Origin of the sequence: Mesorhizobium koreense (assembly GCF_031656215.1) — a bacterium.
Taxonomy (GTDB): Bacteria; Pseudomonadota; Alphaproteobacteria; order Rhizobiales; family Rhizobiaceae; genus Mesorhizobium_L; species Mesorhizobium_L koreense.
Map to the genome: position 1 here is coordinate 26,229 of NZ_CP134228.1, position 24,729 is coordinate 50,957.

The following is a 24,729-nucleotide window of genomic DNA, read 5'->3' on the forward strand; positions in this document are numbered from 1 at the left end:
CTTCGTGCGGGATCTCGGTAGATATGCGGCACATCGTGGAAGCCGCCCGAACCTCGCAGCGGAGGTTGTGCATTTGCCGATGAGCGGCGTCGATCATATCTGTCGGTTGAGAAGAGATCGCGACTGGATCGTGGCAGGCGGGTCATGACGACGAAGCACAGCGTACCGGGAGATCCGGCCGAGCGCATACGGATCAAGCGGATTTACGAGACCGCTGGTAGTGAGGACGGCCACCGCATCCTGATCGATCGGCTGTGGCCGCGCGGCATGTCGAAGGAACATGCCCGGCTCGATGGCTGGGAGAAGGGCGTCGCGCCGAGCGACGATCTGCGCAAATGGTTCCAGCATAAGAGTGAGCGTTGGGCCGAATTCCAGGAGCGTTATCGGGCGGAACTGAAGGAAAAAGACAGCGAACTGGATGCGCTCGCCGCCATCGCGCGCTCGGGGACCCTCACGCTGCTCTACGGCGCAGCCGACGAGGAACACAATAATGCGGTCGTGCTGCGTGAAGTCCTGCTCGAACGGGAGAAGCAGCGCGATACAGGCAACGAATGAAAGGCCGGGAAGATGAAGAACAGCGAAGGCCATTGGGAAATCTTCGACGATTACGTGCTCGATTTCGCACTCGAAAACATGCGCAACGGCGTACGCACCGCCATCGTCACGCTGGTCGAGGTCGACGGTTCCTCGCCCTGGCGTCCCGGCGCGCAGATGGCGGTCACCGAAACCGGGCAATGGGTCGGCTATCTCTCCGGAGGCTGCATCGAACGTGCGGTGGCGGCGGAAGTGTGCAACGCGTTCGCAAAAGGCAAGCCGCGCAGGGTGCGCTACGGTAGGGGTTCGCCCTATCTGGATATCCAGTTGCCGTGCGGCAGCGCCATCGAACTCGTCATGGATATCGGCGTCACCATCGAGGAACTCGCACGGGTGGATGGGCTCCTGCGCCAGCGCAAGGAGGCGACGCTTGCCATCCCCGATCCCGTCCAGTCGCACGGTACGGGCACTTCTGTTGGCCCCTTCCTGCGGCGCTATCTGCCGAGGCGACGGCTCGCGGTCGCGGGTATTGGCCCGGTGACGGTGCAACTTGCTAGGCTCGCCAGGACCAGCGGCTTCGACGTGCTGGCGGCGGCGCCGGATGAGGCCACGCTCGGCGCGATCAGCGATTCGGGTATCAAGACGCTGCCGATCCATCTTAGCGGCGACGGGGCCGGGTTCGAGATCGACGCCAGGACTGCCGTCGTGCTCGCTTTCCACGACCATGAATGGGAAACCGGCCTTTTGCCGCGCATCCTGAAGTCCGACGCGTTCTATATCGGCGCGATGGGAAGCGTCAGGACGCATCAATTGCGTATCGAACGCCTAAAGGCGGACGGCGTTACTGCATCTGCGATCGGCCGGATCAGGAGCCCTGCCGGCGTTCTTTCGGGAACGAAGGGCGCCACCGACATCGCCATTTCGATCCTCGCCGAAATCGTGCAGGAAGAGGCAAGGACGATCGGCCCGAGCCTGCTCGTCGATCCGGACGCACGGGAGCCGACCCCTGGCAAACTGATGGAGACCGTCACCTCGCTTGCCGACTGCCCCGCCGGCGCACCGGGCCGAAGCGACTGGCACTAAAGCTGCGGGGACGTTCCGTGCTCAGGCCGCATAACGCGACAGGCTGAGCGCGCTCATATCGACCGGCGGTGTCTTTCCGCCGATGACATCGGCAAGGACGCTTGCCGACCCGCAGGACATCGTCCAGCCGAGCGTGCCGTGGCCGGTGTTCAGATAGAGACGCTCGATGCCGGTCGCGCCGACGAGCGGCGGGCCGTCCGGCGTCATCGGGCGCAGACCGCACCAGAACGTGGCCTTCGTCGTATCGCCGCCATGCGGGAACATATCCGTGAAGGAATGTTCCAGCGCTTCCCGCCTCGGCTGTCTCAGTGTCAGGTCGAAGCCGGTCAGTTCGGCGGTGCCGCCGACCCGAATCCTGTCGCCCAGCCGGGTGATGGCCGTCTTGTAGGTTTCGTCCATGATGGTCGAGACCGGCGCCATGGCGTCGTCGGCAAGCGGCACGGTGATGGAATAGCCCTTGACCGGAAAGACCGGGACCTTGAGGCCGAGCGGCCTGACCGCGGCCGGGGAATAGCTGCCCAGCGCCATGACATAGGCGTCGGCCACGCGCGACCCGCGCGAGGTCATCACCTCGCCCACGGCACGCCCCTTCGTGACGATCCCCTTGAACTCGGTACCGTAGGAAAAGTGGACGCCGAGTTCTTCCGCCATCTTTGCCAGCCGGATGGTGAAAAGCCGGCAATCGCCGGTCTCGTCGCCGGGAAGCCTGAGGCCGCCGACGAAATCGGCCCTGGCATGGGCAAGGGCCGGCTCGGCGCCGATGCAGCCCTTGCGGTCGAGCACCTCATAGGCGACACCGAATTCGCTCAGCACGTCTATATCCTGGCCGACACCGTCAAGCTGCTTCTGCGTGCGGAAGAGTTGCAGCGTGCCGCGGGCACGGTCGTCATAGGCGATGCCCGTCTCTTCCCGCAGCGCCCGCAGGCAGTCGCGGCTGTACTCGGCGATCGGCACCATGCGCGCCTTGTTCACCGCGTATCGCGCCGAGGTGCAGTTGCGCAGCATTTTGAGCATCCACAGCCACATGGCGGGATCGAGCTTGGGGCGGATCACGAGCGGCCCGTACTGCATGGTCAGCCATTTCACGGCCTTCAGCGGCACGCCGGGTCCGGCCCAGGGCGAGGAATAGCCGGGCGAGACCTGCCCGGCATTGGCGAAGCTCGTCTCTTCCCCCGGCCCGTCGCGGCGTTCCACGACCTCCACCTCGTGACCGGAACGGGCAAGGTAATAGGCCGTCGTCACCCCGATGACCCCGCCGCCGAGGACCAGAACCTTCATTCTCCACTCTCCTGTGCCCCAAGACTTGCCGAGGTCATACGACAAGCCGTGGGAAGAAAACAGCACCCGGTTCGCGCACTACCGTCGCAGGCGTCGCCCTGCCGGGCGCCGAGCCGCTCAGGCCGCCGATGGGCCCGGATCGTCGCAGCCACCGCCCGTCCCGCCGGCAACGGGGCGCGGCTCGCCGTAATAGGCTCCGCGGATCAACCGGAGCGCAGGACGCCGCTCGGCCGACACCTGCCCGCTTGCCTTCTTTTCCTTTTCCCGTCGGTCGGCCTCGGGCTGGTAGGGCACCTTTTCCAGAACGATCGTCTCCTCGGTGCCGTCGCGGCGGACAAGGCGCGCCGTCTGCCCTTCCGACATGCCGATCAGCGCCAGCCCACGCGCCGAAGTCACCGGAAGGAAAAGGCCGACGGAAGATCCCGACGATTCGTGCGAGATCACCCGCGTGTCGGTCTCGCGCCCGTCGACGCTGAAGGTGACCCGGCTGTTGAGGGTCGCGACATCGGCTGGAACGTCGTCGCGGAACACGATCGTCGCCGACGCCATCTTCCTGCGCAGGACAGGCGCCAGCGGGTCGTCGCGGCCGAGGCAGCGGTCGAGCATGATTTCGAGGATCGTGAGGTCCTTGGTGGTGAGGATACAGGCATCTGGCGACATCGCGGTTCTCCTTCGCCCCGTTCGGGGTGCGCGCATGTTGGGACAAGGCGGAGATTCCCCTGGCCGCAAGCAAGCGGCGCAGGGGCTAGGATCCTGCGATGAGGCAGCCTCCGAAGAGCGAGAGGCGGGAAGGAGGACGCATGACGCTCACGATGCGGCGGACAGTTCGCTCGTCCGCTCCGGTGCGGCACCGGGCGCTTTCACGTCCTCGACGGTGAGCCGATGCGTACGGCCGTCGCGGGCCGTCCAATCGATGGACTGTCCGGCGGAAAGGCCGATTAGCGCCGCGCCGATCGGGGTCAGGATTGAGATCTTGCCTTCGGCGATATCCGCTTCACCGGGGAACACCAGCGTCACCGTGCGGCTCTCGGCATCCGTCGAGAAGCGAAGGGTAGAGCCCATGCGGACCACGCCCGGCGCAAGCGCCTTGTCGGCAACTACGCGCGCCCGGTCCAATTCGGCGAAGAGTTCGTCCGCAAGCTCGGGGTTGCGCGACGAGACGGACTCGGCAAGGCGCGACAACCGCTCGTGGTCCGAACGGGTAATGGCGATGGACGGCTTGCGCCGCTTATTCGTCTGGGGAGCCATTCCTGGACCTCCTCACTCTCTTGAGCCGCCGACACATTCCGCGCCGCGGGCATAATGTTCATTTCTGGATTGAATGTCGCGTTATCGGCCTTGCATCATCCCGCAAGGCGGGGAGCCTGCCTGTGCCCCCGCGGCCGGGGCGCGACGCACCAAGCCGGGGGTCAGTGTCCCGCGATCGGACACACCCTGTAATAGCTGACGATAAGGTGCTCGGCTTTGTACATACCCGACAGTTGGGGACAATCAGCCGGAATGTCAAGCCGTGCGACCGGGTCACTCTTGGCCGGGCGGCGTCTCAAGCGCTGTCTATCGCGGCGTCGACCGCATCGCCAAGGCGGTTGACAATCGTATCGACGTCGCTCTCGGTCACGATGAAAGGCGGCGCGATCAGCACATGGTCGCCGCGCCGGCCGTCGATCGTGCCGCCCATCGGATAGACCATAAGGCCGCGCGCCATCGCTTCCCGCTTGATCCGCGCGTGAAGCTTCAGCGCCGGGTTGAACGGTTCCTTCGAGCCGCGGTCGGCGACCAGTTCGATGGCCTGGAACAGGCCGCGTCCGCGTATGTCGCCGACATGGTGATGGTTGCCGAAGCGTTCGTTCAGCCGGCGCGACAGGTGCGCGCCCATGGAGCGCACATTCTCGAGAAGATTGTCGCGGCGGATGACCTCCTGCACGGCAAGCCCGGCGGCAGCCGCCATCGGATGCCCCATATAGGTATGGCCGTGCTGGAAAAAGCCGGAGCCGTTGGCGAACGCGTCGAAGATTTTCTCCGAGAGCAGAACCGCCCCGATCGGCTGGTAGCCGCCGCCGAGCCCTTTGGCGATCGTCATCAGGTCCGGCGCGACGCCGTCCTGCTGGCAGGCATGCAGTGTGCCCGTCCGCCCCATGCCGCACATCACCTCGTCGAGAATGAGGAGCACGCCGTAGCGGTCGCAGATCGCGCGGACGCGTTTCAGGTAATCGGCGACCGGCGGCACCGCGCCGGCCGTGGCGCCGACAACGGTCTCGGCGACGAAGGCAATGACCTCGTCGGAGCCAAGTTCCAGGATCTTGTCCTCCAGCGCCTGCGCGGCACGCGCGGCGTAGTCGGCATCCGTCTCGCCCGGACGCTGGAAATGATAGGCGAAGCAGGGATCGATATGATGCGTCTCGATCAGGAGCGGCTTGAACTGGCTGCGCCGCCATTCGTTACCACCTGCAGCAAGAGCACCCAGCGTATTGCCATGATAGCTCTGCCGGCGCGCGATGATGTGGCGCCGCTGCGGCTCGCCCTTCTCGACGAAATACTGTCGCGCCATCTTCAGCGCGGCTTCGATCGCTTCCGAGCCGCCGCTGACCAGATAGACATGTCCGATGCCTTCCGGCGCATCGGCGATGAGACGATCCGCAAGCTCCTCGGCCACGTCGGTGGTGAAGAAGCTCGTATGGGCATAGGCGATCTTGTCGAGTTGGGCGTGGAGTGCCTTGAGCACGTCGGGATGACCGTGGCCCAGGCAGGAGACGGCCGCCCCGCCTGACGCGTCGATATAGGCATGGCCCTTACTGTCGAAGAGTTCGATGCCCCTGCCTCCGACGGCAACGGGCAGTTTGGCCTGGATGGATCTGTGAAGAAGGTGGGTCATGATGCGGTCTCAGATGTGAGTGGAAAGGCTCTCGAACTGGCGTTCCATGGCGCGCACGGCGTCGAGTGCGCGCTCGCCGGCGGTCGCCGCGAGGATGGCTGCCAACGCCTCGGCGGCCGCGAAGGCCGGCGCCATGGTATGGAAAAAGGATGGGCTTTCGGTGGGAACGATGATCGCGGCGCGCGCCCTCGCGACAAGCGGCGACACCACGCTGTCGGTGATCGTTACGACGGCAAGCCCCATCGTCACCGCATAGTCCGCCAGTTCGACGGCGGCGCGCGTATAGGGTTTCACACTGACGGCAAGGAGTGCGTCCTCTCCGGAAGCTTCCCGCAGCGCGTCCGGCCCCGTCCCGCCGGGGCCGTCGAGCAGGCGTACGCTCCCGCCCGCCAGGCCATATACATAGGCGAAATGACACGCCACCGGATAGCTCGACCGGTAGCCGAGTACATGGACGCGCCTCGAGCCGGCAAGGACCGCCGCGGCATCCGTCACCGCGTCGAGCGCGGCCGGCCGGCAAAGCGCGGCCATATGCCGTTCGAGCGTCTCGGCGAGGTCGAAGGCGAGCGCGCCGTCGCCGTCCTGCCGGCGGCGCGCGACCAGTGCCTCGGCCTTTCCGGAGAATTCCGTCTCGCCGCGCCTTAGCCGCTCGGCATAGAGATCGCGCAGGCCCTCATAGCCGTCGAAGCCCATACGCTGCGCCAGCCGCGTCATGGAAGCCGGCGTCACGCCGGCGCGCTTGGCCTGTTCGCGCATGGAAAGAAGCGCCACGTCGCGCGGGTTGTCGAGCACCCATTGCGCAGCCGCGCGAAGCTGGCGCGGCATCGCCTCGTAAGCTTCCAGCAGACGCGAGCGGAAGGCAGGTTCCAACATGGGGTGAAACTACGCCTGTGATTTTCGCACTGCAATGGATATTTCAAATCCATAAAAATGAGTGTAGTGTTTCATTCATAAGAGTGAGTAAACAGGGAGAACACTCGCATGAAACGCATATTTGAACGCTGTCTCGGCGCCGCCGCGCTGGCGCTCGCGGCCCTGCCGTTCGCGGCCGGCTCGGCTCAGGCCGAGGACCCCATCGCGCTCGGCTGGGTCGGGCCGCTGTCGCCGCCCGGCAACTATTCCGGCGGCCAGGAGATGCAATGGGCCGTGCAACTCGGCGTCGACGAGGTGAACAAGGCAGGCGGCGTGCTCGGCCGCCAGATCAACGTCACCTACGAGGACACCAAGGGCCAGCCGGCGGAAGGCAGCGCCGCGGCAGTCCGGCTCATCACCAAGGACAACGTCGCCGCCATCTTCGGCGAGTTCCATTCCTCGGTGGCGCTGGCCGAGATCGAGGAAGCGCATAAATACGGCGTCGCCTGGGTCGGCACCGACGTGTGGTCCGACGCCATCACCGCCAAGCAATATCCGGAGGTCTACCGCCTCGCGCCGGCCAATTCGCTGGTCTACGTCAAGGCGGCCGACTGGTCCGCGGAGCACTTCAAGAACATCGCCATCATCGCCGAGAACACCGATTTCGGCCAGGGCGGCGCCAAGGTCATCGCCGACGAACTGGAGGCCAAGAAGGTTCCGCATACTCTGGTCACCATCGACCTGAACCAGCAGGATTTCACACCGGCGCTTCTGAGGCTCATGAACCAGAGCCCGAAGCCGGACGCCATCCAGATGGTGGTCGCCGGCCAGGCGCAATACCAGCTCGTCAAGCAGGCCTGCCAGCTCGGCTTCGCGCCGACGGCCGCGACCGCGCTGATCGGCTCGTCCGGCCTCCTGCAGAAAGAGGTCTGGGAAGTCGACGGCGAATGCGCCAAGAACCTCCTGATCGTCAACGTTGCCCAGCCGACCTCGCAGTGGAACGACAAGGCCAAGGCCTTCGCCAAGGCGTTCACCGAACGCTACAAGCGCGCGCCGACTGGCGTGGCGATGGAAGCCTACGACACGTTCGGCGTCGTCGTCGCCGCGATCAAGAAGGCCGGCTCGGCCGATCGCGCCGCGATCGTCAAGGCGCTGGAGGAGATCAATTACGAAGGCACCAACGCCACCTACAGCTTCCCGACGACGAAGACGCCGGACTGGGCCTATCACCAGTTCGTCGACGTGCCCTTCACCATCATCCAGTATACCGAGATGAACCAGGCACCGGGGGATGCGGCCGTCGTCTATCCGAAGAAATGGGCGACGACCGACAAGATCCTGCCTGAGAAGTAATCGCAAGGCCGGCGGCCCAAAGGTCCAGACTTGAGTCCAGACCCGGCGGCCGCCGGCACTTCATGCGCCCATCCCGCGAAACAGGCGATCCGCGCCCATGAGCTATTTTCTCCTGCTGGCCGTCAACGGCCTCGTCATCGGCCTCATCTACGCATTGACGGCGGCCGGGCTGACGCTGGTCTTCTCGGTGCTGAAGGTGGTCAATTTCGGCCACGGCGCGCTCTACATGCTGGGCGGCTACGCTTCCTATTACATTATCACCGCGCTGCATCTGCCGCCGCTCGTCGGCGTGGCCGGCGCCATGGTGGCGCTGTTCGTCTTCGGCGTCATCTTCGAGCGGCTGGTGATCGCGCCGATGTACACCGACAAGGTGGAGCGCAAGGACGAATACGCCATCATCGTCACTTTCGGACTGACCATCCTGCTCTCCAATCTCGGCCTCGTCGTCTTCGGCCCGTTCGCCAAATCGCCGCCGCCCTTCATGAGTGGCGTGCTGATACTCGGGCCGCTGATCCTGCCTTATGACCGGCTGATCGCAGCGGTCGTGGCGGTCCTCCTGCTCGTCGGCCTCACCGTCTTCCTCAAGCGCACGGCGCTCGGCCAGGCGCTCGACGCGGTCAGCCAGAGCCGCGAATCGGCCGCCGTCATCGGCATCGACCCCAAGCGCATGTATACCGTCGCGTTCGGGCTGGGCTCAGCGCTCGCCGGTGGCGCCGGAGCGCTGATCGCGCCGATCTTCGCGCTGTCGCCCTCGATGGGCGACCTGCCGGCGGTGCAGGCCTTCATCATCATCGTCCTGGGCGGCATGGGCTCGGTCGGCGGCAGCATCGCGGGCGGCATATTGCTCGGCCTCGTCGAGAGCCTCGGCGTCGGCTACCTGCCCGATCCCAACCGGGCGCTCGCCTATACGCAGGCGTTCGGCGCGCTTCTCCTGGTCATCACGCTCCTGGTGAGGCCGACCGGCCTGTTCGGCCGCTCGCATCTGAGACTCGAGTAGGGCCGCCCTTGATGACGCGCTCTTCACTTTTCTCGCGGGTCACGCAAGCGATCCTGCTCATCGTCGCGCTGCTGCTGCCCCTTCTCGGCATCGGCCCCTATTGGACGCATGTCGGGGCGATCGCCTGGTACTACGCCCTGCTCGCGGCGAGCTGGGCGCTGCTCGCAGGCTTCGCCGGCCAGTTCTCCTTCGCCCATGTGGCCTTCGCCGCGCTCGGCGGCTACACGTCGGCTCTGTGCGTCGCGCGCTTCGGCCTGCCGCTGCCGGCGGCGATGCTCGCCGGCGTCCTGCTCGCCATCGTGACCGGCGCGCTGATCGGCGCGCTGGTGCTGCGGCTGTCGGGCCCGTACCTCGCGCTCTTCACCCTCGCCATCTCGGAAATCTTCCGCATGGTGCTCATCGCGGAGGAGGATTTCACGCGCGGCATGCTCGGCCTGCCGGTGCCGAGCCTGTTTCCCGGCCGCTCCGACCTCCCATATTACTATCTCGGTCTCGGGCTGGTCGTGCTCGCCGTCCTCGGCATGAACGGACTGCTCAAGACGCGCGTCGGCCTCTTCCTGCGCGCCATCCGCGAGGACGAGGGCGCGGCGCGCGCCAGCGGCGTCAACACGACGCGCTACAAGATCCTGGTCTTCATCATCACCAGCGTCATCGCGGCGATCGCCGGCATCTATTACGGCCACTTCATCGGCATCCTGACGCCCAACATGGCGATCCTGCCGGAAATGGGCCTGGTCATCGCCATGGCGGTCATCGGCGGCATCGAGAGCCTGCCGGGCGCGGTCATCGGCGCCGTCGTCGCCTACCTCCTTTCGGAGACGCTGCGCTCATACGGCGAATGGCGCTTCGTCCTGATGGGGCTGGCGCTGATCCTCGTGCAGCGCTTCGCCCAGAACGGCCTTTTCCCCATCATCGAGCAATGGGGCCGGCGGCGGACGACGGTCCAAGGCGCATCCGAACCGGTCGCAGCGGCGAAGGAGGAAAGCCATGTCGGCTGAGGAAACCGCCCCCTTCTTCGCAGTCGAAGGGCTCGCCAAGCATTTCGGCGGTGTCCACGCCGTCCAGGGCCTTTCCTTCACGCTCTCGCGCGGCGAGATCGTCGGGCTGATCGGGCCGAATGGATCGGGCAAGACCACGACGATCAACATGGTCACCGGTGCGCTCAAGCCCGACGAGGGGGCGATCAACGTGGAGGGCGCCGACATGGCCCGCTCTCCCGCTCATCTCTACGCCCGTCGCGGCGTCGCCCGCACCTTCCAGGTGCCGCGGCTCTTCCGCCGCATGACGGTGCTGGAGAATATGATGGTGCCGGCGCTTTCCGAAGCGACGGCACGGCACGGCCCCGCCGAGGAGCGGGCGCGCGAGGTGCTGACGTTCCTGAGGCTCGATCACCTCACCCACGACTATGCGCGTTCCCTCTCGGGCGGTCAGCAGAAGCTCCTGGAACTCGGCCGCGCGCTGATGCTGAAGCCCCGGCTGCTCCTGCTCGACGAGCCTTTCGCGGGCGTGCATCCGCGCCTTCTCGAACAGATCGCGGATCACATCCGAACGCTCAACCGCGACGGCTATACGATCGTGCTGGTGGACCACAATCTGGAGGCCGTCAAGTCCGTCGTGACGCGCGTGATGGTGATGGCGCGCGGCCGCAAGATCGCGGACGGGGCCGCGGCCGAGGTGCTGCAGGACCCGGAGGTGGTGCGCGCCTATACCGGAACGCGGGTACATTGAGGGGTATGATGGCCGAGACCGCTTCCGCATCGCAATCCGGGCACTGGACCGCTGCCGAGCCGCTGCTTGCCTGCGAGAACCTCGTGGCCGGCTATACGCGCGACATCAACATCCTGCGCAACCTCTCGGCCAAAGCCTGGGCGGGACGCATCTCCTGCGTCGTCGGACCGAACGGCACCGGCAAGTCCACCCTCTTGAAAGCGCTCTTCGGTTTCCTCAAGCCAAGCAGCGGCCGTGTCGCGCTCGACGGCGAGGACATCACCGGCCAGCCGCCCTTCAAGATGCTGGGCGCCGGGCTTGCCTATCTGCCGCAACGGCCGAGCCTTTTCCCCTACCTCACGGTCGAATCCAATCTGAAACTCGGGCTCTGGCACGCAAGGCCGAGGAAGGCCGTTCTCACCGAGAAACTGGAACGCGCCTATGAGCGTTTCCCCGTCGTGCGCGAGAAACGCTCGCAGCCGGCGGGTGAGCTTTCGGGCGGCCAGCAGCGCCAGGTCGAGATCGCGCGCAGCCTGATGACGGACCCGTCCGTCTACCTGATCGACGAGCCGACCGCCGGCGTCGACCCGCAGACCAGCGAGATCATCTACGAGATCGTGCGCGATCTGGCGCGCGATCTCGGCAAGGCCGTGCTCCTGGTCGACCAGGACATCCGCGCCGCGCTCGCCATCACCGACTATGTCTATGTGGTCAAGAACGGCGCCGTGTTCTCGGAGGGCGCGCGCGAGGATTTCGGCAGCGACACCGACGCGCTGGTGGCGCGCTGGCTCTACGCAAGCGGCGAGTGAGGGCGCCGCGCCGTATTCACGGCTGTGAAAAGCCTTCGGGCGCCTCGAACAGCGATCCGCCGCGCCTGACTTCCAGCGCGCGACCGATGCGAAGAGCAAGCGGGTCCTGGAAGCGGCGCACGACGATCTGCAACCCGGACGGCAGGCCCTCGACAAGTCCGACGGGAACGCTGAGCGCCGCCATGTCCATCAGATTGACCATCCGGCTGAACGTACCGAGCGTCGTCTTCGATTCATCGAGATCGGCAAGCGCCGGGGCGGTGATCGGCGATGTCGGCGTCAGGAAGGCGTCGGCGCCCTCCATATAGCGCATGAACTCGATCTGGCGCGCTCGACGCATCGCGATCAGTTCCTGGTACCGCGCGCCGTCGATCTCCTTGCCCTTCACCACCCGCGCACGGATCGCGGGATCCACCACGCTGTCGGGCTTCTCGATATGACGGCCGAGATGATGCCAGGCCTCCGCGGCGAGGATGTCGCCGGCGTGAACCATGTAGGTCTCCGGCGGCTCCGGCATCGGCCTTTCCTCGATGGAAGCGCCGAGCGCCTCGAGATCGGCGATCGCGGCGCGGAACCGCTCCAGTACGCCCGGCATCACGGAAGAGAGATCGGTCGCGTCCGGGATGCGGAAGCGCAGGCCGGCGACGCCACGATCGAGCCCTTCGAGCGCCCGTGTAAGCGCGAGACCATAGGTGGCGGGATCGGCGGCATCTTCGCCCTCGATGGCGGCCAGCACGAGCGCGGCGTCCTCGACGGAGCGCGCCAGCGGCCCGATGCTGTCGAAAGTGGTGGCGAGCGGCAGGAGGCCGCCGCGCCCGACGAGGCCGGCGGTGGTCTTCAAGCCCACCACGCCGCACATGCCGGACGGGTTGCGGATCGAGCCGGTCGTATCGGTGCCGAGCGCCATCGGCACGAGACCGGCCGCGACCGCGACGCCCGATCCGCTCGACGAACCGCCCGGCGCGCGCGGCACGGCGCGGTCATAGGGGTTGAGCGGCGTGCCGGTGACCGGATTGGTGCCCCAGCTTCCGAAGGCGAATTCGACCGTCTGCACCTTGCCGAGCAGGATCATGCCGGCATCGGTCAGCCGCCGGAGCACCGAGGCCGTGGCGGTAGCGGGCCCGGCGGCGAGCGCCTTCGAGCCGGCCATGGTCCTGTAGCCCTCGACGTCGAGCAGATCCTTCGCCGCGAAGGGGATGCCGTCGAGCCGCCCCAGCGCCCTACCCTGTCGCCGGCGTTCGTCGGCGGCTTCGGCAGCGGCGATGGCGCTTTCGGGAAAAGTCATCACGAAGGCGTTCAGCGACGGATGGGCCTCGATGCGATCGAGTGACCGGCGAACGATGGCCGACGACGTCGTGCGGCCTTCCTCCAGCGCATGCGCCAGTTCACCGATGGTGGCGAAAGCCGATTCCGTTTCGACGGTCATGCAGCGGGCAGTTTCTGTGCGTTGTTTTTCATTGTTTTTCGGAAGAGGCGTCCGGCTCGGTTGGCGCCTCCGCCTGATCAGGGGGCCTCTTCGCCGCCTTGGCTGCCAGCTTCTCAGCTTTCTTGGCCGCCTTGATGCGGTCACGCTCCTTGCGTTCGAAATTGTAGTTGGGGGTACGGGGCATACCAGATCCTTTCTCCAGCCACATAGTGGCGGCATTTTCCGGAAGCAACCGCCTAACTATTCCATTCGAAAAAAGCTGACTGAAAATGGATGCGGAAAGGTCGAAAAAGCAACAGAATCAAAAGGTGAATCAAAGGGATGGTGCCCAGGAGAGGACTCGAACCTCCACGCCTCGCGGCACACGGACCTGAACCGTGCGCGTCTACCAATTCCGCCACCTGGGCAAGGTGCGCCGCCGATGTAAGCGGGCCGGCTGTGCCTGTCAACGTGTTTAATCGCCGAAGAAGGGCCCCTGCCGCCACATCCGCGCCGTTCCGCCCGCCGGCGCGCTCGGCGCGCCTATCCTTCGAGCACTTCCTTGGAAGCCACGCTCGAATCGGCGTTGAGCTGGTAGACGATCGGCACGCCGGTGCCAAGTTCCAGCTTGACCACTTCGTCGGGCGACAGACCGTCGAGCGCCATGATCAGCGCACGCAGCGAATTGCCGTGCGCGGCGACGAGCATGGTCTTACCGCCCAGCACGTAAGGCTGCATCTCGTGAAGGTAATAAGGCCAGACCCGCGCGCCGGTATCGCGCAGGCTTTCGCCGGCGGGAGGCTGCACGTCGTAGGAGCGCCGCCAGATATGGACCTGCTCCTCGCCCCATTTCTTACGCGCATCGTCCTTGTTGAGGCCGGAGAGGTCGCCATAGTCGCGCTCGTTGAGCGCCTGGTCGCGGACCGTGCGCAATCCGCCCTGGCCGAGCACGTCGAGGATGATCTCGCAGGTCTTCTGCGCCCTCGTAAGCGCCGAGGTGAAGGCGATATCGAATTTGAGCCCGCGCGCTTTCAGCATCCCGCCGGCGGCGCGCGCTTCCTCGCGCCCCTTGTCGGTCAGCCCGACGTCGCGCCAGCCGGTGAACAGGTTCTTCAAGTTCCATTCGCTCTGGCCGTGGCGGACGAGCACAAGGGTGCGCTGCATGTTTCGATCCTTCCGATTCAGGTCGATTTATTGCCCGGAGAGGCCGAGCACGTCGAGCATGGAGTAGAGGCCGGGTTTCCTGCCGCGGGCCCAAAGTGCGGCCTTGACCGCTCCACGGGCGAAGATGCCCCGGTCTTCAGCCTGATGCGAAAGCACGACGCGCTCGCCCGTGCCCGCGAGGATGACGGAGTGCTCGCCGACGACCGAGCCGCCGCGCAGCGAGGCGAAACCGATCGTGCCGGTTTCGCGCGCGCCGGTGTGGCCGTCGCGCACGCGCACGCTTTTCTCGGCAAGCGCGATCTCGCGGCCCTCGGCCGCCGCTTCGCCGAGCAACAAGGCCGTGCCGGATGGCGCATCCACCTTGTTGCGGTGATGCATCTCAAGCACCTCTATGTCGAAATCGTCGGCGCCGAGCGCCGCCGCCGCCTCGCGCACCAGAACCGCCAGAAGATTGACGCCGAGGCTCATATTGCCCGACTTCACGATGGTCGCGTGACGGGCGGCGGCGGCGATCTTCGCATCGTCATCGACGCTGCATCCCGTCGTGCCGATGACGTGGACGATGCGCGCCTGCGCCGCATAGCCGGCGAACTCCACGCTTGCGGCCGGCACGCTGAAGTCGAGCACGCCATCGGCCTTGGCGAAGGCCGGCAGCGGATCGTCGGTGACCGGCACGCCGAGCGGCCCGACGCCGGCAATTTCACCGGCATCCCTGCCGAGAAAGGGCGACCCTGCCCTCTCGATCGCGCCGGCGACACGGGCGCCGTCCATCGCCTGCACCGTGCGGATCAGCGTCTGCCCCATGCGCCCCGCCGCGCCGACGACCACCAACCCCATATCGCTCATCAATGCGTTCCCCCGGCAATTTTCGTCTGCGGTTCGGACCGCCCGGACCGATCGTCGTCCGGGCCAACATCGTCGACAAGTTCGAGGCCCTTTTCACTCGGCGCCCGATAGAAGCGTGCGTAGACGCCGTCGGGTTTTGCCAGGAGCGCGCGGTGCGAGCCCTGCTCGACAACGCGCCCTTCTTCCAGGACAACGATCTTGTCGGCGTCGACGACGGTTGAAAGCCGGTGCGCGATGACGATTGTCGTGCGCCCCTTCATGACGGTCACGAGCGCCTGCTGGACGCGCAACTCGGATTCGTTGTCGAGGGCGGAGGTGGCTTCGTCCAGAACCAGAATGGGTGCGTTACGCACGATGGCGCGGGCGATCGAGACGCGCTGCCGCTGCCCGCCGGAAAGCGTCACGCCGTTTTCGCCGACCAGCGTTTCATAACCCTGCGCCTGCTGGCGGATGAATTCGTCGGCGTTCGCGAGCCTTGCCGCCTCCTCCACCTCGGCATCGGTGGCATCGGGCCGTCCGTAGCGGATATTGTCCCGGATCGTGCCCTCGAACAGATAGGGCTGTTGCGAGACGTAGGCGAGCGAGCGACGGAGCGACCGTTTGGTCACCCTGGAGATGTCCTGCCCGTCGATTTCGATGGCACCGGAATCGAGGTCGTAGAAGCGCTCGAGGAGCGCGACGAGCGTCGACTTGCCCGCGCCCGACGCGCCGACCAGCGCCGTCGTCTCGCCCGAAGCCGCGGTGAAGGCAACATTGCGCAGGACCGGCATCTTTTCGTCGTAGGAGAAGGTGACGTCGCGGAACCGGACCTCCGCGGCTGTCACCTTGACGTCGGGAGCACCGTCCATGTCGCGCTGGTGCGGTTCGACATCCAGGATCTCGTAGATCATGCGGGCGTTGACGAGGGCCTTTTCAAGACCCACCTGCACCTTCGCCAACCGCCGCGCGGGATCGTAGGCAAGCAGCAGCGCCGTGATGAAGGCGAAGACCGATCCCGGCGGCACGCCTTGATAGGCGGCACGGTAGCCGGCATAGCCGATGACGCCGGCGATGGCGAAGCCGGCCAGCACCTCGGAAATGGGAGACATGCGCTCCGAAACGCGCGCGATCTTGTTCGCGCGCTTCTCGGCCTCGTCGATGAGGATGCCGAGCTTCGCGGAGAGTTGCTCCTCCATGGTGAAGGCCTTGACGATGGCAACACCCTGCGTCGCCTCCTGCATCGCGCCGATGAGGCGGGAATTGTATTCCACAGCCTCCCGGGTCACGTGCCGCAGCCGCCGCATGAGATAGTTGATCGTGAAGATCAGCGGTGGCGCGATGAGAAGCGCGATAGCCGAAAGCATCGGGTCCTGGAACACCATGACGGCGACGAGCCCGACGACCGAGACCGCGTCACGAGCCACCGAGGTCAGCGTCAGGCTGAGCAGGTCGCGTACGCCCGCCACATTCTGGTTGATGCGCGCCGCAAGCTGACCGGAGCGCGTCGCCGTGAAATAGCTCACGCCGAGCCGCATCAGATGGTCGAACATACGCTGCTGGTAGCGGGCGACGAGATTGTTGCCGATCTTGGCAAGCAGCACGGCCTGCATGTAGCTCGCGACCCCGCGTATGGCGAAGGCGAGCACGATGCTGCCGCAGATCAGCACCAGGAGATCGTAGCGCTGCTTGTAGAAGACCTTGTCGATGACGTCGCGCATGATCCACGCGCTGAACGCCGTCGAGCCCGCCACGGCGAGCAGGCAAACGATGGTCACCGCATAGGTGCCGACATAGTCGCGGCCGTTCTCCGCCAGGATGCGACGGACGACGGCGATGATCTCGCCCGGGGCGGCCGGCGGATGCTTCCGTCTTTTCGCAGCCTTTGCCAGGTGCGGTTCCTTCCGAATTTGGCTGGCTCCCAACGGCGCCCCCAATAACGCTCCCAATAACGCCATTGCCGCGCCTTGCCTATGACGCCGTCGAGATTTCCGCAATGCGGCGGGCGGAAATCGCCTTCCGAGTTAACCGGATTTCCAGCGCCGGCCATGCGTTGACACGCCGAAGCGGGCCGGCGTGCGCGCATAGGCCGCAAGGCCCGATACGGCGCCACGGGGGTTGGTGATGACATAGGTCGGCATGGCCCGCAGCAGTTCCGTATGCGGGGCCTTGTCCTCGAAGGCGGCGCGGAAGGCGCCGTTCTTCAGCGCCGGCACGATCTTCTGGGCGATGCCGCCGGTGAGATAGACGCCGCCGCGGCTCATGAAGACCAGCGCCAGATCGCCCGCCGTGCGGCCGAGGCAGGTGACGAACATGGAAAGCGCCTCGGCGGCGGTCGGATCGGACTTTTCCAGCCCGGCGGCGGTGATTTCTGCGGGGGTGGCCAGCGCCGGCTCCCTGGCATCGGCCTTGGCGATGGCGCGGTAGATGTTGACGAGACCCCGCCCGCAGAGAAGCTGTTCGCCCGAAATCCGCCCCTCGATCTTCTCAAGATGCGGAAAGACCTCGAAATCGCGCGGCGTGCGCGGGCCGATGTCCATATGGCCGCCCTCGCCCGGAACGGGAATCCAGCGGTGACAGGCGTGGATGAGACCCGCGACGCCGAGCCCCGTGCCCGGCCCCAGGATGACGCGGCTGGCGCCTTCCTCGGAGACGCCGCCGCCGATCTTTTCCATCTGGTCCTCGCCGAGCGCCACGACCGACAGCGCCTGCGCCTCGAAGTCGTTGAGCACGACGATATCCTCGAGCCCGAGCCCGGAGGCCATCGCCTTCGGACGAACGACCCAGTTGCAATTGGTGAGTTCGATCTCGTCGCTTTCGACAGGTCCGGCAACCGCCAGGACCGCCGAGCGCGGCTGGATCGACGTGTGGTCGAGGATCGCCGACTGGATCGCGTCGTCGATATTGGGGAAATCCGCCGTCTGGACGGTCGGGAATTCCTTGGGCTCGGCGTAGCTGTCGAGCAGGATAGCGAAGCGCGCATTCGTCCCGCCTATATCCCCGATCAGGATCGGAAATTTCAGGACGCCGTCGTCGCTGTCGGTTGGCTGCATGGTCGGTCTGTTTCCTGCGATACTGCGTTACCCGCCTCGGCGCGCTTACCTAATGGGTCAATGATGGCGAAGGTTCAACGCCCTGCGGCGCGCTAAATCGGTTGAAACGTATAGAAGCACCGATCACGCAAGGAAAGTGTCATCCAGCGGGACGAACAGGATTCACTCGACGGTGGGACGCGGCGGCTATTTTCCCCGTTTCGGGCGCGGCTCGGGCAACGGCACGATAGAAGCAGGCGGCGTCGGCGCATATGCGCTGACCGGTACCGCATCGTCGCCCCCGGCAGGCTCCGACACCGCCACGGCCGTCGAGGCGGCGGCGGGCGCCGCGAGCACGCTCATGCATGCGCTCGGCAAGGCGGACAGCCGCATGATGTCGCGCGCCTTCGGCTTCGGGTTCTTTGCCGGCCGCCACGGCTCCTCGGTGAACCACCAGGCGAGCGACTTGTCACAGCCCTCCTTGCTAGGCTGCCATTGCTCCTTGCAAAGCGGCGAGCCCGACTGGCAACCGATGCGGACATGGAAATGGTCGTCATGGCCCCAGAAGGGACGGATCTTGCTGAGCCAGCTCCGGTCGCCTTTCACCGTGTCGCAGAGTTTCTTCTTGACGCCCGGATGCACCAGCACCCGCTCCACCTCGGGCTCGCTCGCCGCCATCTTCAGGATACCCTCATAAGCGGGCGTCCAACGGCTATCGTCGACATAGAGAGAATGCGGCTTGAGCACGGAGACGGCGCTCATCGTTTCACGCTGGTGCAGGGTCAGGCCGCCCTTCGGCATCGGCATGAACCAGATATCGGCATCGAGCCCGATCTGGTGCGAGGCATGCCCGGTCGTCATCGGGCCGCCGCGCGGCTGCGAGATGTCGCCGACGAGGAGGCCGTTCCATCCGACCTTGGTCCCGTCTTGTGCCAGCCTTTCGAGCACCTTGATGAGCGTCGGGTGGCCCCAGCGCCGGTTTCGTGACGGCCGCATCACCTCCCAATGGGCTCCATCGAGCGGCAGCCCGACGCCGCCCTCGAAACAGCCCTTCGAATAAAAGCCGATGGATTGCGCAGGCCCGGCCGCGGGCAGCTTCTCCGCGCCGAAGGCGAGCTTCGCCAGCGGGTCGTCGGCCATTGCCGGCCTGGCCGAAACCAGGGCGGCGGCACACAGCGCCGCGGCGGTCAGATTGCGCGCTAGCGCAGCCAGGGAAGGCATGACCCGTCTCCTTTGTCCTGCTCGCGGAAGGATCAAGCGTGGCGGGTCATGATTAACGAAGCGCTAATCTATGCCGCGGCCGAATCATAGCACGGCCACGGCACGCGCGCAGCTACGGCTTATTGGCGTCAACCGGCCGAATTCAGCGTCATCGACGTTCCGGTCGCCGCCGCGTTCAGGCCGAGCTGGCCCTGCACGCTGATCGTTTGCAGATGGACGGAACCGGAGGTGCCGCCGACAAGCACATTGGCGCCAACGCCCGCGCCGACCGTCGCCTCCACGGTCGCGCCTTTATAAAGGCCGCCAAGCGAGCCGTGATGATAGCCCGCCGTCGGCGCGAAGACCGCCCATACGAGGCGGCCGCGCTTCGTGAAGCCGACATCGACGCCAAGCTTGCGGATCGTGCCGGTGTAGCGATCGCGGCGGCCGCTATTCGAATGGAAAACGCAGTCGACTTCCTTGGCGGAGCCGAGGAGATAGCCGACGCCGCCGCCGATATCGCAGGCGAGATAGCCGATGCGCACGCCGCCGCGCGCGTCCGGCTCGTGGTAGACATTTGCTTCGCGATAGGTGGAAAGGTCGGCCGCGGCCGCAACCGAAACGGCGGCAAGCGACCCCAAAACCAACGAGGCCGCCGAAAGAATCTTTTTCATGATCTTGCTCCTCAAGCGATGTGTAAATCCGATGACCGTCCCCATGGCCCGGACGGGGGGAATGGTGCATAGGCACAACAAGACCGCGCCTACACCCGCCCTTGCAGGATTGAACGGCGAAGGCCCTCTTCTTGTTCCAAGGTGCGGCAGTCTGGCAATTTTGGCGAAGAACGGATTGACCGTTCAGCGCCAATCGTCTTCCGCCCACATGCGCGTCAGCGCGGTGCGGTAATCGGGCCAGGCGAAGGCATATCCCGCCTCCTTGATCCTCGCATTGGAGACACGCTTGTTCTCGCCGTAGAAGGAGCGCGCCATCGGCGTCATCTCCGCCCGATCGAAGGGGATTTCCGGCGGCGGCTCGACGCCCATCAGTTCCGCCGCGAAGGTAACGACATCCTCCGCCGGCGAAGGCTCCCCGTCGGCGAGATTGAAGACGCCGCCCATTTCCCTCTCCGCCAGCAGCGACAGGGCACCGGTAATGTCCTCGACATGGATACGATTGAAGATCTGGCCGGGCTTGACGATGCGCCGGGCGGTGCCGGCCGCGAGGCTCGCAAGGGCATTGCGGCCCGGTCCGTAGATGCCGGCCAGCCGCAGCACCGCGAGCGGCAGGCCTTCCCTTTCGGCTGCCCTTTGCCACGCCTTTTCCGCCTCCAGCCGCTCGACGGAGCGCCGGGAGACCGGTCGGCATTCGCTCCCCTCGTCGACCCATGCGCCGCCATGGTCGCCATAGACGCCGACCGTCGAAAGGTAAGAAATCCAGCGCAGATCGGGCATGGCCTGCCGGAGCCTACCATCGACATGCGGCAGGAGCGGGTCATGGCTTTCGTCTCCCGCGCCGGCTTCCGGCGCGGCGGAAAGCACGAGATGCGTCGTCCGCTTCAGCGTATCTGCCATTTCGGAACTGACCGTGCCATCGAAAATCAGCGGCTCGATACCGTCCTCGCGCAATGCATCGAACTTTTCGGGCGAGCGCGTTGTGCCGGAGATCGCCTCGGCCTGCCCTCGCTGTCGGCGAGCGTAGGCCCGCGCCGAATAGCCGGCTCCGAGCAGGAAGATACGCTTCTTCATGCGGAAAGCCTTTCATCGAGAGCTATCCGCCACTCGTCAAGTACCGAAGCGTCCGTTTCCTGTTGCAAATGCTTCCGTGCAAGCTTTGCGAAGTCCTCCAGCCCCATCAGCCGTGACAGCGCCCAGACCGCTGCGCCCCTGACAAGCGGCGATGCGTCCGCCAGAAGTTCCCCGCATCGCCTCGCAAGCGCCGGCTTGCCGCTGTTGCCGGCGGCAATCAGTACGTTGCGCACGAAGCGGTCGCGGCCGATCCGCTTCACCGGTGAGCCGGAGAAGAGCGCGCGGAATGCCGTGTCGTCCAATGCCAGTAGATCGCCGAGGCTCGGCGCGCGCAGTTCCTCGCGTGCGGAAAACTTCGCCTCCGCCGCCGACCGGGCGAATTTGTTCCAGGGACAGACGGCGAGGCAGTCGTCGCAGCCATAGATGCGGTTGCCCATGGCGGCGCGGAATTCGCGCGGGATCGGCTCCTTGTGCTCGATCGTCAGGTAGGAGATGCAGCGCCGCGCATCGAGCCGGTAGGGCGCGGGAAACGCGCTTGTCGGGCAGATATCGAGGCAGGCATGGCAGGAGCCGCAATGGTCCGTCTCCGGCTCGTCCGGCTCGAATTCGGTGGTGGTGAAGATCGAGCCGAGGAAAAGCCAGGAGCCGAATTCGCGGCTGACCAGGCTGGTGTGCTTTCCCTGCCAGCCGAGGCCGGCGGCCGCCGCGAGCGGCTTTTCCATGACGGGCGCGGTATCGACGAATACCTTGACATCGGCGCCGCTTCTGGCCGCCAGCTTGCCGGCGACGATCTTGAGTTTGCCCTTGACCACGTCGTGATAGTCGCGGTTCTGCGCATAGACGGAGATCGCGCCGCGATCCCGCCGGGCAAGGATTTCCAGCGGGTCGCGGTCGGGGCCATAATTCATGCCGAGCATGACGATTGAGCGCACCTCCGGCCACAGATGGCCAGGTTCGGCACGCCGCTCCGCGGTTTCCTCCATCCACCCCATCGTGCCGTGAAAACCCTCGGCGATGAACCGGGCGAGGCGTTCCGCAGTGGGGCCGGTCGCGTCCGGCCGGGTGAAACGGCAGATGTCGAAGCCTGCGCTCAGGGCCTCTTCGATCACGAAAGCGCGCAGCCTGTCGGGGCGGGATTTGCGCTCGCACTGCTCTTCAGAAATCGAGGTCGGCATAGGAGGACACCGGCGAAAGGCCGCGCACCCTGTCGGTCAGCAGCGGGCGGAAAGACGGCCGCGATTTCACCCGCGAATACCAGTCCTTGGCGGCCGGGAAATCCCCCCAGTTCACCTCGCCCAGATAGTCGAGCACGGAGAGCGCGGCCGCGGCCGCCAGATCGGCATAGGTGATACGGCCGCCGCCCAGCCAGTCGCGCGTGCCGGCAAGCCAGTTGGTGTATTTCAGATGCTGGCGCACATTGGAGCGCGCCGCGCGGATCGCGGCCGAATCGGGCGAGCCGCCGCCCTGGGAACTCGGCATGAACGGCTTCAGCACGCGCTCGCGCACGAGATGCCGCGTCACCTCGCTCTCCATCTTATCGAGATACCAGTCGCAGAGACGCCTTATCTCCGCGCGCTCCATCGGGTCCTCGGCGAAAAGCCTCTTGTCGCGCTTCAGTACACCGCGCGTTTCATCCACATATTCAGCAATCACGCCCGCGCCGACAATGGGCACATCGCCCTCGGCAAGAAGCACCGGCAGGCTGCCGGCCGGGTTGAGCGAGAGGAATTCCTTGCGCCGCAGCCATGGTTTTTCCTCAATCAGCGCCAATTCCTCGCCATACTCGGCAAAGCAGAGCCGTATGAAGCGGCAGGTGGCAAACATCGGATGGTGGAAAAGCGTCAGCATGACGGATTGAAACGTACTCTATGGCTTTTGACGACAAGGGCCGATAAATCTCGGCGGCCTGATTCTCCGGGCGATTCGGGCCGGTTCAGCGCCTCCGACCTATAGGGCCGGTTGGCCACCGTGACAAGCAACCGCCTCGCAGTCCCCCCACTCCGCACCGGAGACCTTCATGGAACACCAGACGATCCTGCAAGCGCTCTTCCTCGGCATATTGGAGGGACTGACGGAGTTCATTCCCGTCTCCTCGACCGGGCATCTCCTGCTTGCCGGCCATTTCATGGGCTTCAAATCCACAGGCAAAGCGTTCGAGATCCTGATCCAGCTCGGCGCGATCCTCGCCATTCTCAGCGTCTATTTCCGCAAGCTATGGCAGATGCTGATCGACCTGCCGCGTGACCGGATCACCCAGCATTTCGTGGTCGGCATAATTCTCGCCTTTCTGCCAGCCGCCTTTCTCGGCGTGCTCCTGCACGATTTTATCGAAACGGTTCTGTTCGAATCGCCGCGCCTCATCTGCATCATGCTGGTCCTCGGCGGCATCGTTCTGCTGGTGGTCGACCGCATGCCTATCAAGGCACGCTATCACGACGTCGAAATCATGCCGTGGCTGGTCTATCTCGGCATCGGCGTATTCCAGTGCCTGTCGCTGATCCCGGGAACGTCGCGCTCCGGCGCGACGATCGTCGGCGCCATGCTGCTCGGCACCGACAAGCGCACCGCCGCCGAATTCTCCTTCTTCCTGGCCATGCCGACCATGGTCGGCGCCTTCGTCTACGATCTTTACGCCAACCGGAACGTACTGAGCGCAAGCGATGTGCCGATCATCGCGGTCGGCTTCGTCGCGGCCTTCATCGTGGCGCTGATCGTCGTGCACACGCTGCTCGACTATGTGTCGAAGCGCGGTTACGCGCTGTTCGGCTGGTGGCGGCTGGTGGTCGGCGGTCTCGGGCTGGCGGCGCTGGCGATCTGGGGCTGATCGGCGCGGCCGCTCAGGCGGCTATCTTGCGCGTGAACTGGCCGGCCACCCGATAGCGCCACAGATAGCTCGGCAGGATCGTGCCGACGGTCTCGCCGGCGATGCCGATGCCTTCCAGCGTGCGCCCTTTCTTCTTCGCCTCTTCGGAAACGACATTGTCGATGCCGAGCTGAATCACCTGGTCGGCGGTGAGCAGCGGTTTCGGCAGAAGGCCGAGGACGGCCGCCTGCATCCGGGCGATCGACCATGGCGTGTTGAGGAGGATGCGCTTTCGCTCGATGACGCGCAGCATCTCCTCCATGCATTCGCGAAAGGTCAGCACTTCCGGTCCACCGAGTTCATAGACCGTGCCGCCTTTGAGATCGCCGTCGACCGAACGCGCGATCGCCTCGGCCACATCGCCGACATAGACCGGCTCGAAGCGCGTCTCGCCGCCGCCGATCAGCGGAAGGAAGGGCGAATAGCGCGCCATGCCGGCAAAACGGTTGAAGAAATGATCCTCGGGCCCGAAGACGATGGACGGACGGAAGACAACGGCGTCCCTCACTGTCTCCAAGACGGCGCGCTCGCCCTCGGCCTTGCTGCGGGCATAGGCAGAGGGTGAATTGCGGCTGGCGCCGATGGCGGAGACATGGGTAAGGCCGGCGCCCGCCCCGCGCGCGGCTTCGGCGACGGCACGCGCGCCGAAGCCATGGATCGCCGAAAAGGTCTGCCGCCCGGATTTGTTCAGGATGCCGACAAGATTGATGACATGATCCGCGCCTTCGACGGCCCGGTCCACCGACCAGCGGTAGCGCAGATTGGCCTGCATCGGCATGACCTGGCCGACATTGCCGAGCGGTTGCAGATGGCCGGCGAGATCGGGGCGGCGGACGGCGGCGCGGATGCGGTAGCCGCGCTTGGCCAAGGCTCGCACGACATGCCGGCCGATGAATCCGGAAGCGCCGAATATTGCGACGAGCTTCGGCGTTTCGGTGATCTCGATCATCTTCCTGTCGTCTCCGTCTGTCGGCCGTTACGAACGCCCGAGGCGGGCGATTGCCGGCATTTTC

The 24,729-nt window shown here is 65.6% G+C and carries 25 protein-coding genes and 1 tRNA gene; 8 read left to right on the forward strand and 18 right to left on the reverse strand.

From position 1 onward, the window contains the following. Nucleotides 1–144 precede the first annotated feature (144 nt). Complete coding sequence (locus RBH77_RS00130; RefSeq protein ID WP_311030099.1) at nucleotides 145–555, forward strand: DUF488 domain-containing protein; 411 nt, start codon at nucleotides 145–147, stop codon at nucleotides 553–555. A 12-nt stretch (nucleotides 556–567) separates the two neighbouring features. Further along, nucleotides 568–1,617, forward strand: a complete 1,050-nt coding sequence (locus RBH77_RS00135; protein WP_311030100.1) for an XdhC family protein — start codon at nucleotides 568–570, stop codon at nucleotides 1,615–1,617. Nucleotides 1,618–1,638: 21 nt separating this feature from the next. On the opposite strand, the gene RBH77_RS00140 is transcribed toward RBH77_RS00135, so the two are convergent. The 5 genes from RBH77_RS00140 to RBH77_RS00160 form a co-directional block, all read right to left on the reverse strand. After that, on the reverse strand, nucleotides 1,639–2,895 hold the full coding sequence (locus RBH77_RS00140) for a D-amino acid dehydrogenase (RefSeq protein ID WP_311030101.1): 1,257 nt from the start codon (nucleotides 2,893–2,895) through the stop codon (nucleotides 1,639–1,641). Between the two features lie 117 nt (nucleotides 2,896–3,012). After that, the gene (locus tag RBH77_RS00145) at nucleotides 3,013–3,555 is read right to left on the reverse strand and encodes a GreA/GreB family elongation factor (RefSeq protein WP_311030102.1); all 543 of its coding nucleotides are present in this window, start codon (nucleotides 3,553–3,555) and stop codon (nucleotides 3,013–3,015) included. 147 nt (nucleotides 3,556–3,702) lie between these two features. Beyond that, nucleotides 3,703–4,143 carry a nucleoside diphosphate kinase regulator gene (rnk, locus tag RBH77_RS00150; protein WP_311030103.1) on the reverse strand — a complete coding sequence of 147 codons (441 nt, stop codon included), beginning with the start codon at nucleotides 4,141–4,143 and terminating at the stop codon, nucleotides 3,703–3,705. A gap of 295 nt (nucleotides 4,144–4,438) precedes the next feature. Next, nucleotides 4,439–5,767: an aspartate aminotransferase family protein gene (locus RBH77_RS00155; RefSeq protein ID WP_311030104.1), complete on the reverse strand. Its 1,329-nt coding sequence runs from the start codon at nucleotides 5,765–5,767 to the stop codon at nucleotides 4,439–4,441. A gap of 9 nt (nucleotides 5,768–5,776) precedes the next feature. After that, entirely contained in the window at nucleotides 5,777–6,640 is an 864-nt protein-coding gene (locus tag RBH77_RS00160; protein ID WP_311030105.1) for a MurR/RpiR family transcriptional regulator, read from the reverse strand. A gap of 108 nt (nucleotides 6,641–6,748) precedes the next feature. Here RBH77_RS00160 and RBH77_RS00165 point away from each other — a divergent pair, with 108 nt between their 5' ends. From RBH77_RS00165 to RBH77_RS00185, 5 genes are all read left to right on the forward strand, one after another. Continuing rightward, complete coding sequence (locus RBH77_RS00165; RefSeq protein WP_311030106.1) at nucleotides 6,749–7,972, forward strand: ABC transporter substrate-binding protein; 1,224 nt, start codon at nucleotides 6,749–6,751, stop codon at nucleotides 7,970–7,972. A gap of 97 nt (nucleotides 7,973–8,069) precedes the next feature. Beyond that, a complete protein-coding gene (locus RBH77_RS00170; protein ID WP_311030107.1) occupies nucleotides 8,070–8,969 on the forward strand; it encodes a branched-chain amino acid ABC transporter permease in 900 nt (299 codons plus the stop codon). Nucleotides 8,970–8,980: 11 nt separating this feature from the next. After that, nucleotides 8,981–9,967: a branched-chain amino acid ABC transporter permease gene (locus tag RBH77_RS00175; RefSeq protein ID WP_311030108.1), complete on the forward strand. Its 987-nt coding sequence runs from the start codon at nucleotides 8,981–8,983 to the stop codon at nucleotides 9,965–9,967. Beyond that, nucleotides 9,957–10,697 carry an ABC transporter ATP-binding protein gene (locus RBH77_RS00180; RefSeq protein WP_311030109.1) on the forward strand — a complete coding sequence of 247 codons (741 nt, stop codon included), beginning with the start codon at nucleotides 9,957–9,959 and terminating at the stop codon, nucleotides 10,695–10,697. Before RBH77_RS00175 ends, RBH77_RS00180 begins: the two co-directional genes overlap by 11 nt. A gap of 8 nt (nucleotides 10,698–10,705) precedes the next feature. After that, nucleotides 10,706–11,485, forward strand: a complete 780-nt coding sequence (locus RBH77_RS00185; RefSeq protein ID WP_311030110.1) for a branched-chain amino acid ABC transporter ATP-binding protein — start codon at nucleotides 10,706–10,708, stop codon at nucleotides 11,483–11,485. A gap of 16 nt (nucleotides 11,486–11,501) precedes the next feature. Here RBH77_RS00185 and RBH77_RS00190 read toward each other — a convergent pair whose 3' ends face one another. The 12 genes from RBH77_RS00190 to RBH77_RS00245 all read right to left on the reverse strand — a co-directional run bounded on the left by RBH77_RS00190 (nucleotide 11,502) and on the right by RBH77_RS00245 (nucleotide 22,701). Continuing rightward, nucleotides 11,502–12,911 carry an amidase gene (locus RBH77_RS00190; RefSeq protein WP_311030111.1) on the reverse strand — a complete coding sequence of 470 codons (1,410 nt, stop codon included), beginning with the start codon at nucleotides 12,909–12,911 and terminating at the stop codon, nucleotides 11,502–11,504. A 28-nt stretch (nucleotides 12,912–12,939) separates the two neighbouring features. Beyond that, complete coding sequence (locus RBH77_RS00195; RefSeq protein ID WP_311030112.1) at nucleotides 12,940–13,095, reverse strand: hypothetical protein; 156 nt, start codon at nucleotides 13,093–13,095, stop codon at nucleotides 12,940–12,942. Between the two features lie 138 nt (nucleotides 13,096–13,233). Next, nucleotides 13,234–13,318, reverse strand: a tRNA-Leu gene (locus RBH77_RS00200). A 115-nt stretch (nucleotides 13,319–13,433) separates the two neighbouring features. Continuing rightward, entirely contained in the window at nucleotides 13,434–14,054 is a 621-nt protein-coding gene (locus RBH77_RS00205) for a 2,3-bisphosphoglycerate-dependent phosphoglycerate mutase (RefSeq protein WP_311030113.1), read from the reverse strand. Between the two features lie 27 nt (nucleotides 14,055–14,081). Then, complete coding sequence (gene dapB, locus RBH77_RS00210; protein WP_311030114.1) at nucleotides 14,082–14,900, reverse strand: 4-hydroxy-tetrahydrodipicolinate reductase; 819 nt, start codon at nucleotides 14,898–14,900, stop codon at nucleotides 14,082–14,084. Next, on the reverse strand, nucleotides 14,900–16,768 hold the full coding sequence (locus tag RBH77_RS00215; RefSeq protein WP_311032689.1) for an ABC transporter ATP-binding protein: 1,869 nt from the start codon (nucleotides 16,766–16,768) through the stop codon (nucleotides 14,900–14,902). Before RBH77_RS00215 ends, dapB begins: the two co-directional genes overlap by 1 nt. Nucleotides 16,769–16,900: 132 nt before the next feature. Next, the gene (locus tag RBH77_RS00220; protein ID WP_311030115.1) at nucleotides 16,901–17,929 is read right to left on the reverse strand and encodes a glucokinase; all 1,029 of its coding nucleotides are present in this window, start codon (nucleotides 17,927–17,929) and stop codon (nucleotides 16,901–16,903) included. 186 nt (nucleotides 17,930–18,115) lie between these two features. Continuing rightward, complete coding sequence (gene mepA / locus RBH77_RS00225) at nucleotides 18,116–19,129, reverse strand: penicillin-insensitive murein endopeptidase (RefSeq protein WP_371832819.1); 1,014 nt, start codon at nucleotides 19,127–19,129, stop codon at nucleotides 18,116–18,118. 128 nt (nucleotides 19,130–19,257) lie between these two features. Further along, a complete protein-coding gene (locus RBH77_RS00230) occupies nucleotides 19,258–19,782 on the reverse strand; it encodes a DUF992 domain-containing protein (protein WP_311030116.1) in 525 nt (174 codons plus the stop codon). 183 nt (nucleotides 19,783–19,965) lie between these two features. Continuing rightward, nucleotides 19,966–20,853, reverse strand: coding sequence for an SDR family oxidoreductase (locus tag RBH77_RS00235; RefSeq protein ID WP_311030117.1), 888 nt, complete (start codon nucleotides 20,851–20,853; stop codon nucleotides 19,966–19,968). Beyond that, nucleotides 20,850–22,028, reverse strand: coding sequence for a tRNA epoxyqueuosine(34) reductase QueG (gene queG / locus RBH77_RS00240; protein WP_311030118.1), 1,179 nt, complete (start codon nucleotides 22,026–22,028; stop codon nucleotides 20,850–20,852). Before queG ends, RBH77_RS00235 begins: the two co-directional genes overlap by 4 nt. Further along, nucleotides 22,009–22,701 (reverse strand): glutathione S-transferase family protein, encoded by a 693-nt coding sequence (locus RBH77_RS00245; protein ID WP_311030119.1) that lies wholly within the window; start codon nucleotides 22,699–22,701, stop codon nucleotides 22,009–22,011. Before RBH77_RS00245 ends, queG begins: the two co-directional genes overlap by 20 nt. Nucleotides 22,702–22,870: 169 nt before the next feature. On the opposite strand from RBH77_RS00245, the gene RBH77_RS00250 reads away from it, so the two are divergent. After that, a complete protein-coding gene (locus RBH77_RS00250; protein ID WP_311030120.1) occupies nucleotides 22,871–23,677 on the forward strand; it encodes an undecaprenyl-diphosphate phosphatase in 807 nt (268 codons plus the stop codon). A gap of 13 nt (nucleotides 23,678–23,690) precedes the next feature. On the opposite strand, the gene RBH77_RS00255 is transcribed toward RBH77_RS00250, so the two are convergent. Continuing rightward, nucleotides 23,691–24,665, reverse strand: coding sequence for a complex I NDUFA9 subunit family protein (locus RBH77_RS00255; protein WP_311030121.1), 975 nt, complete (start codon nucleotides 24,663–24,665; stop codon nucleotides 23,691–23,693). Between the last annotated feature and the right edge of the window lie 64 nt (nucleotides 24,666–24,729).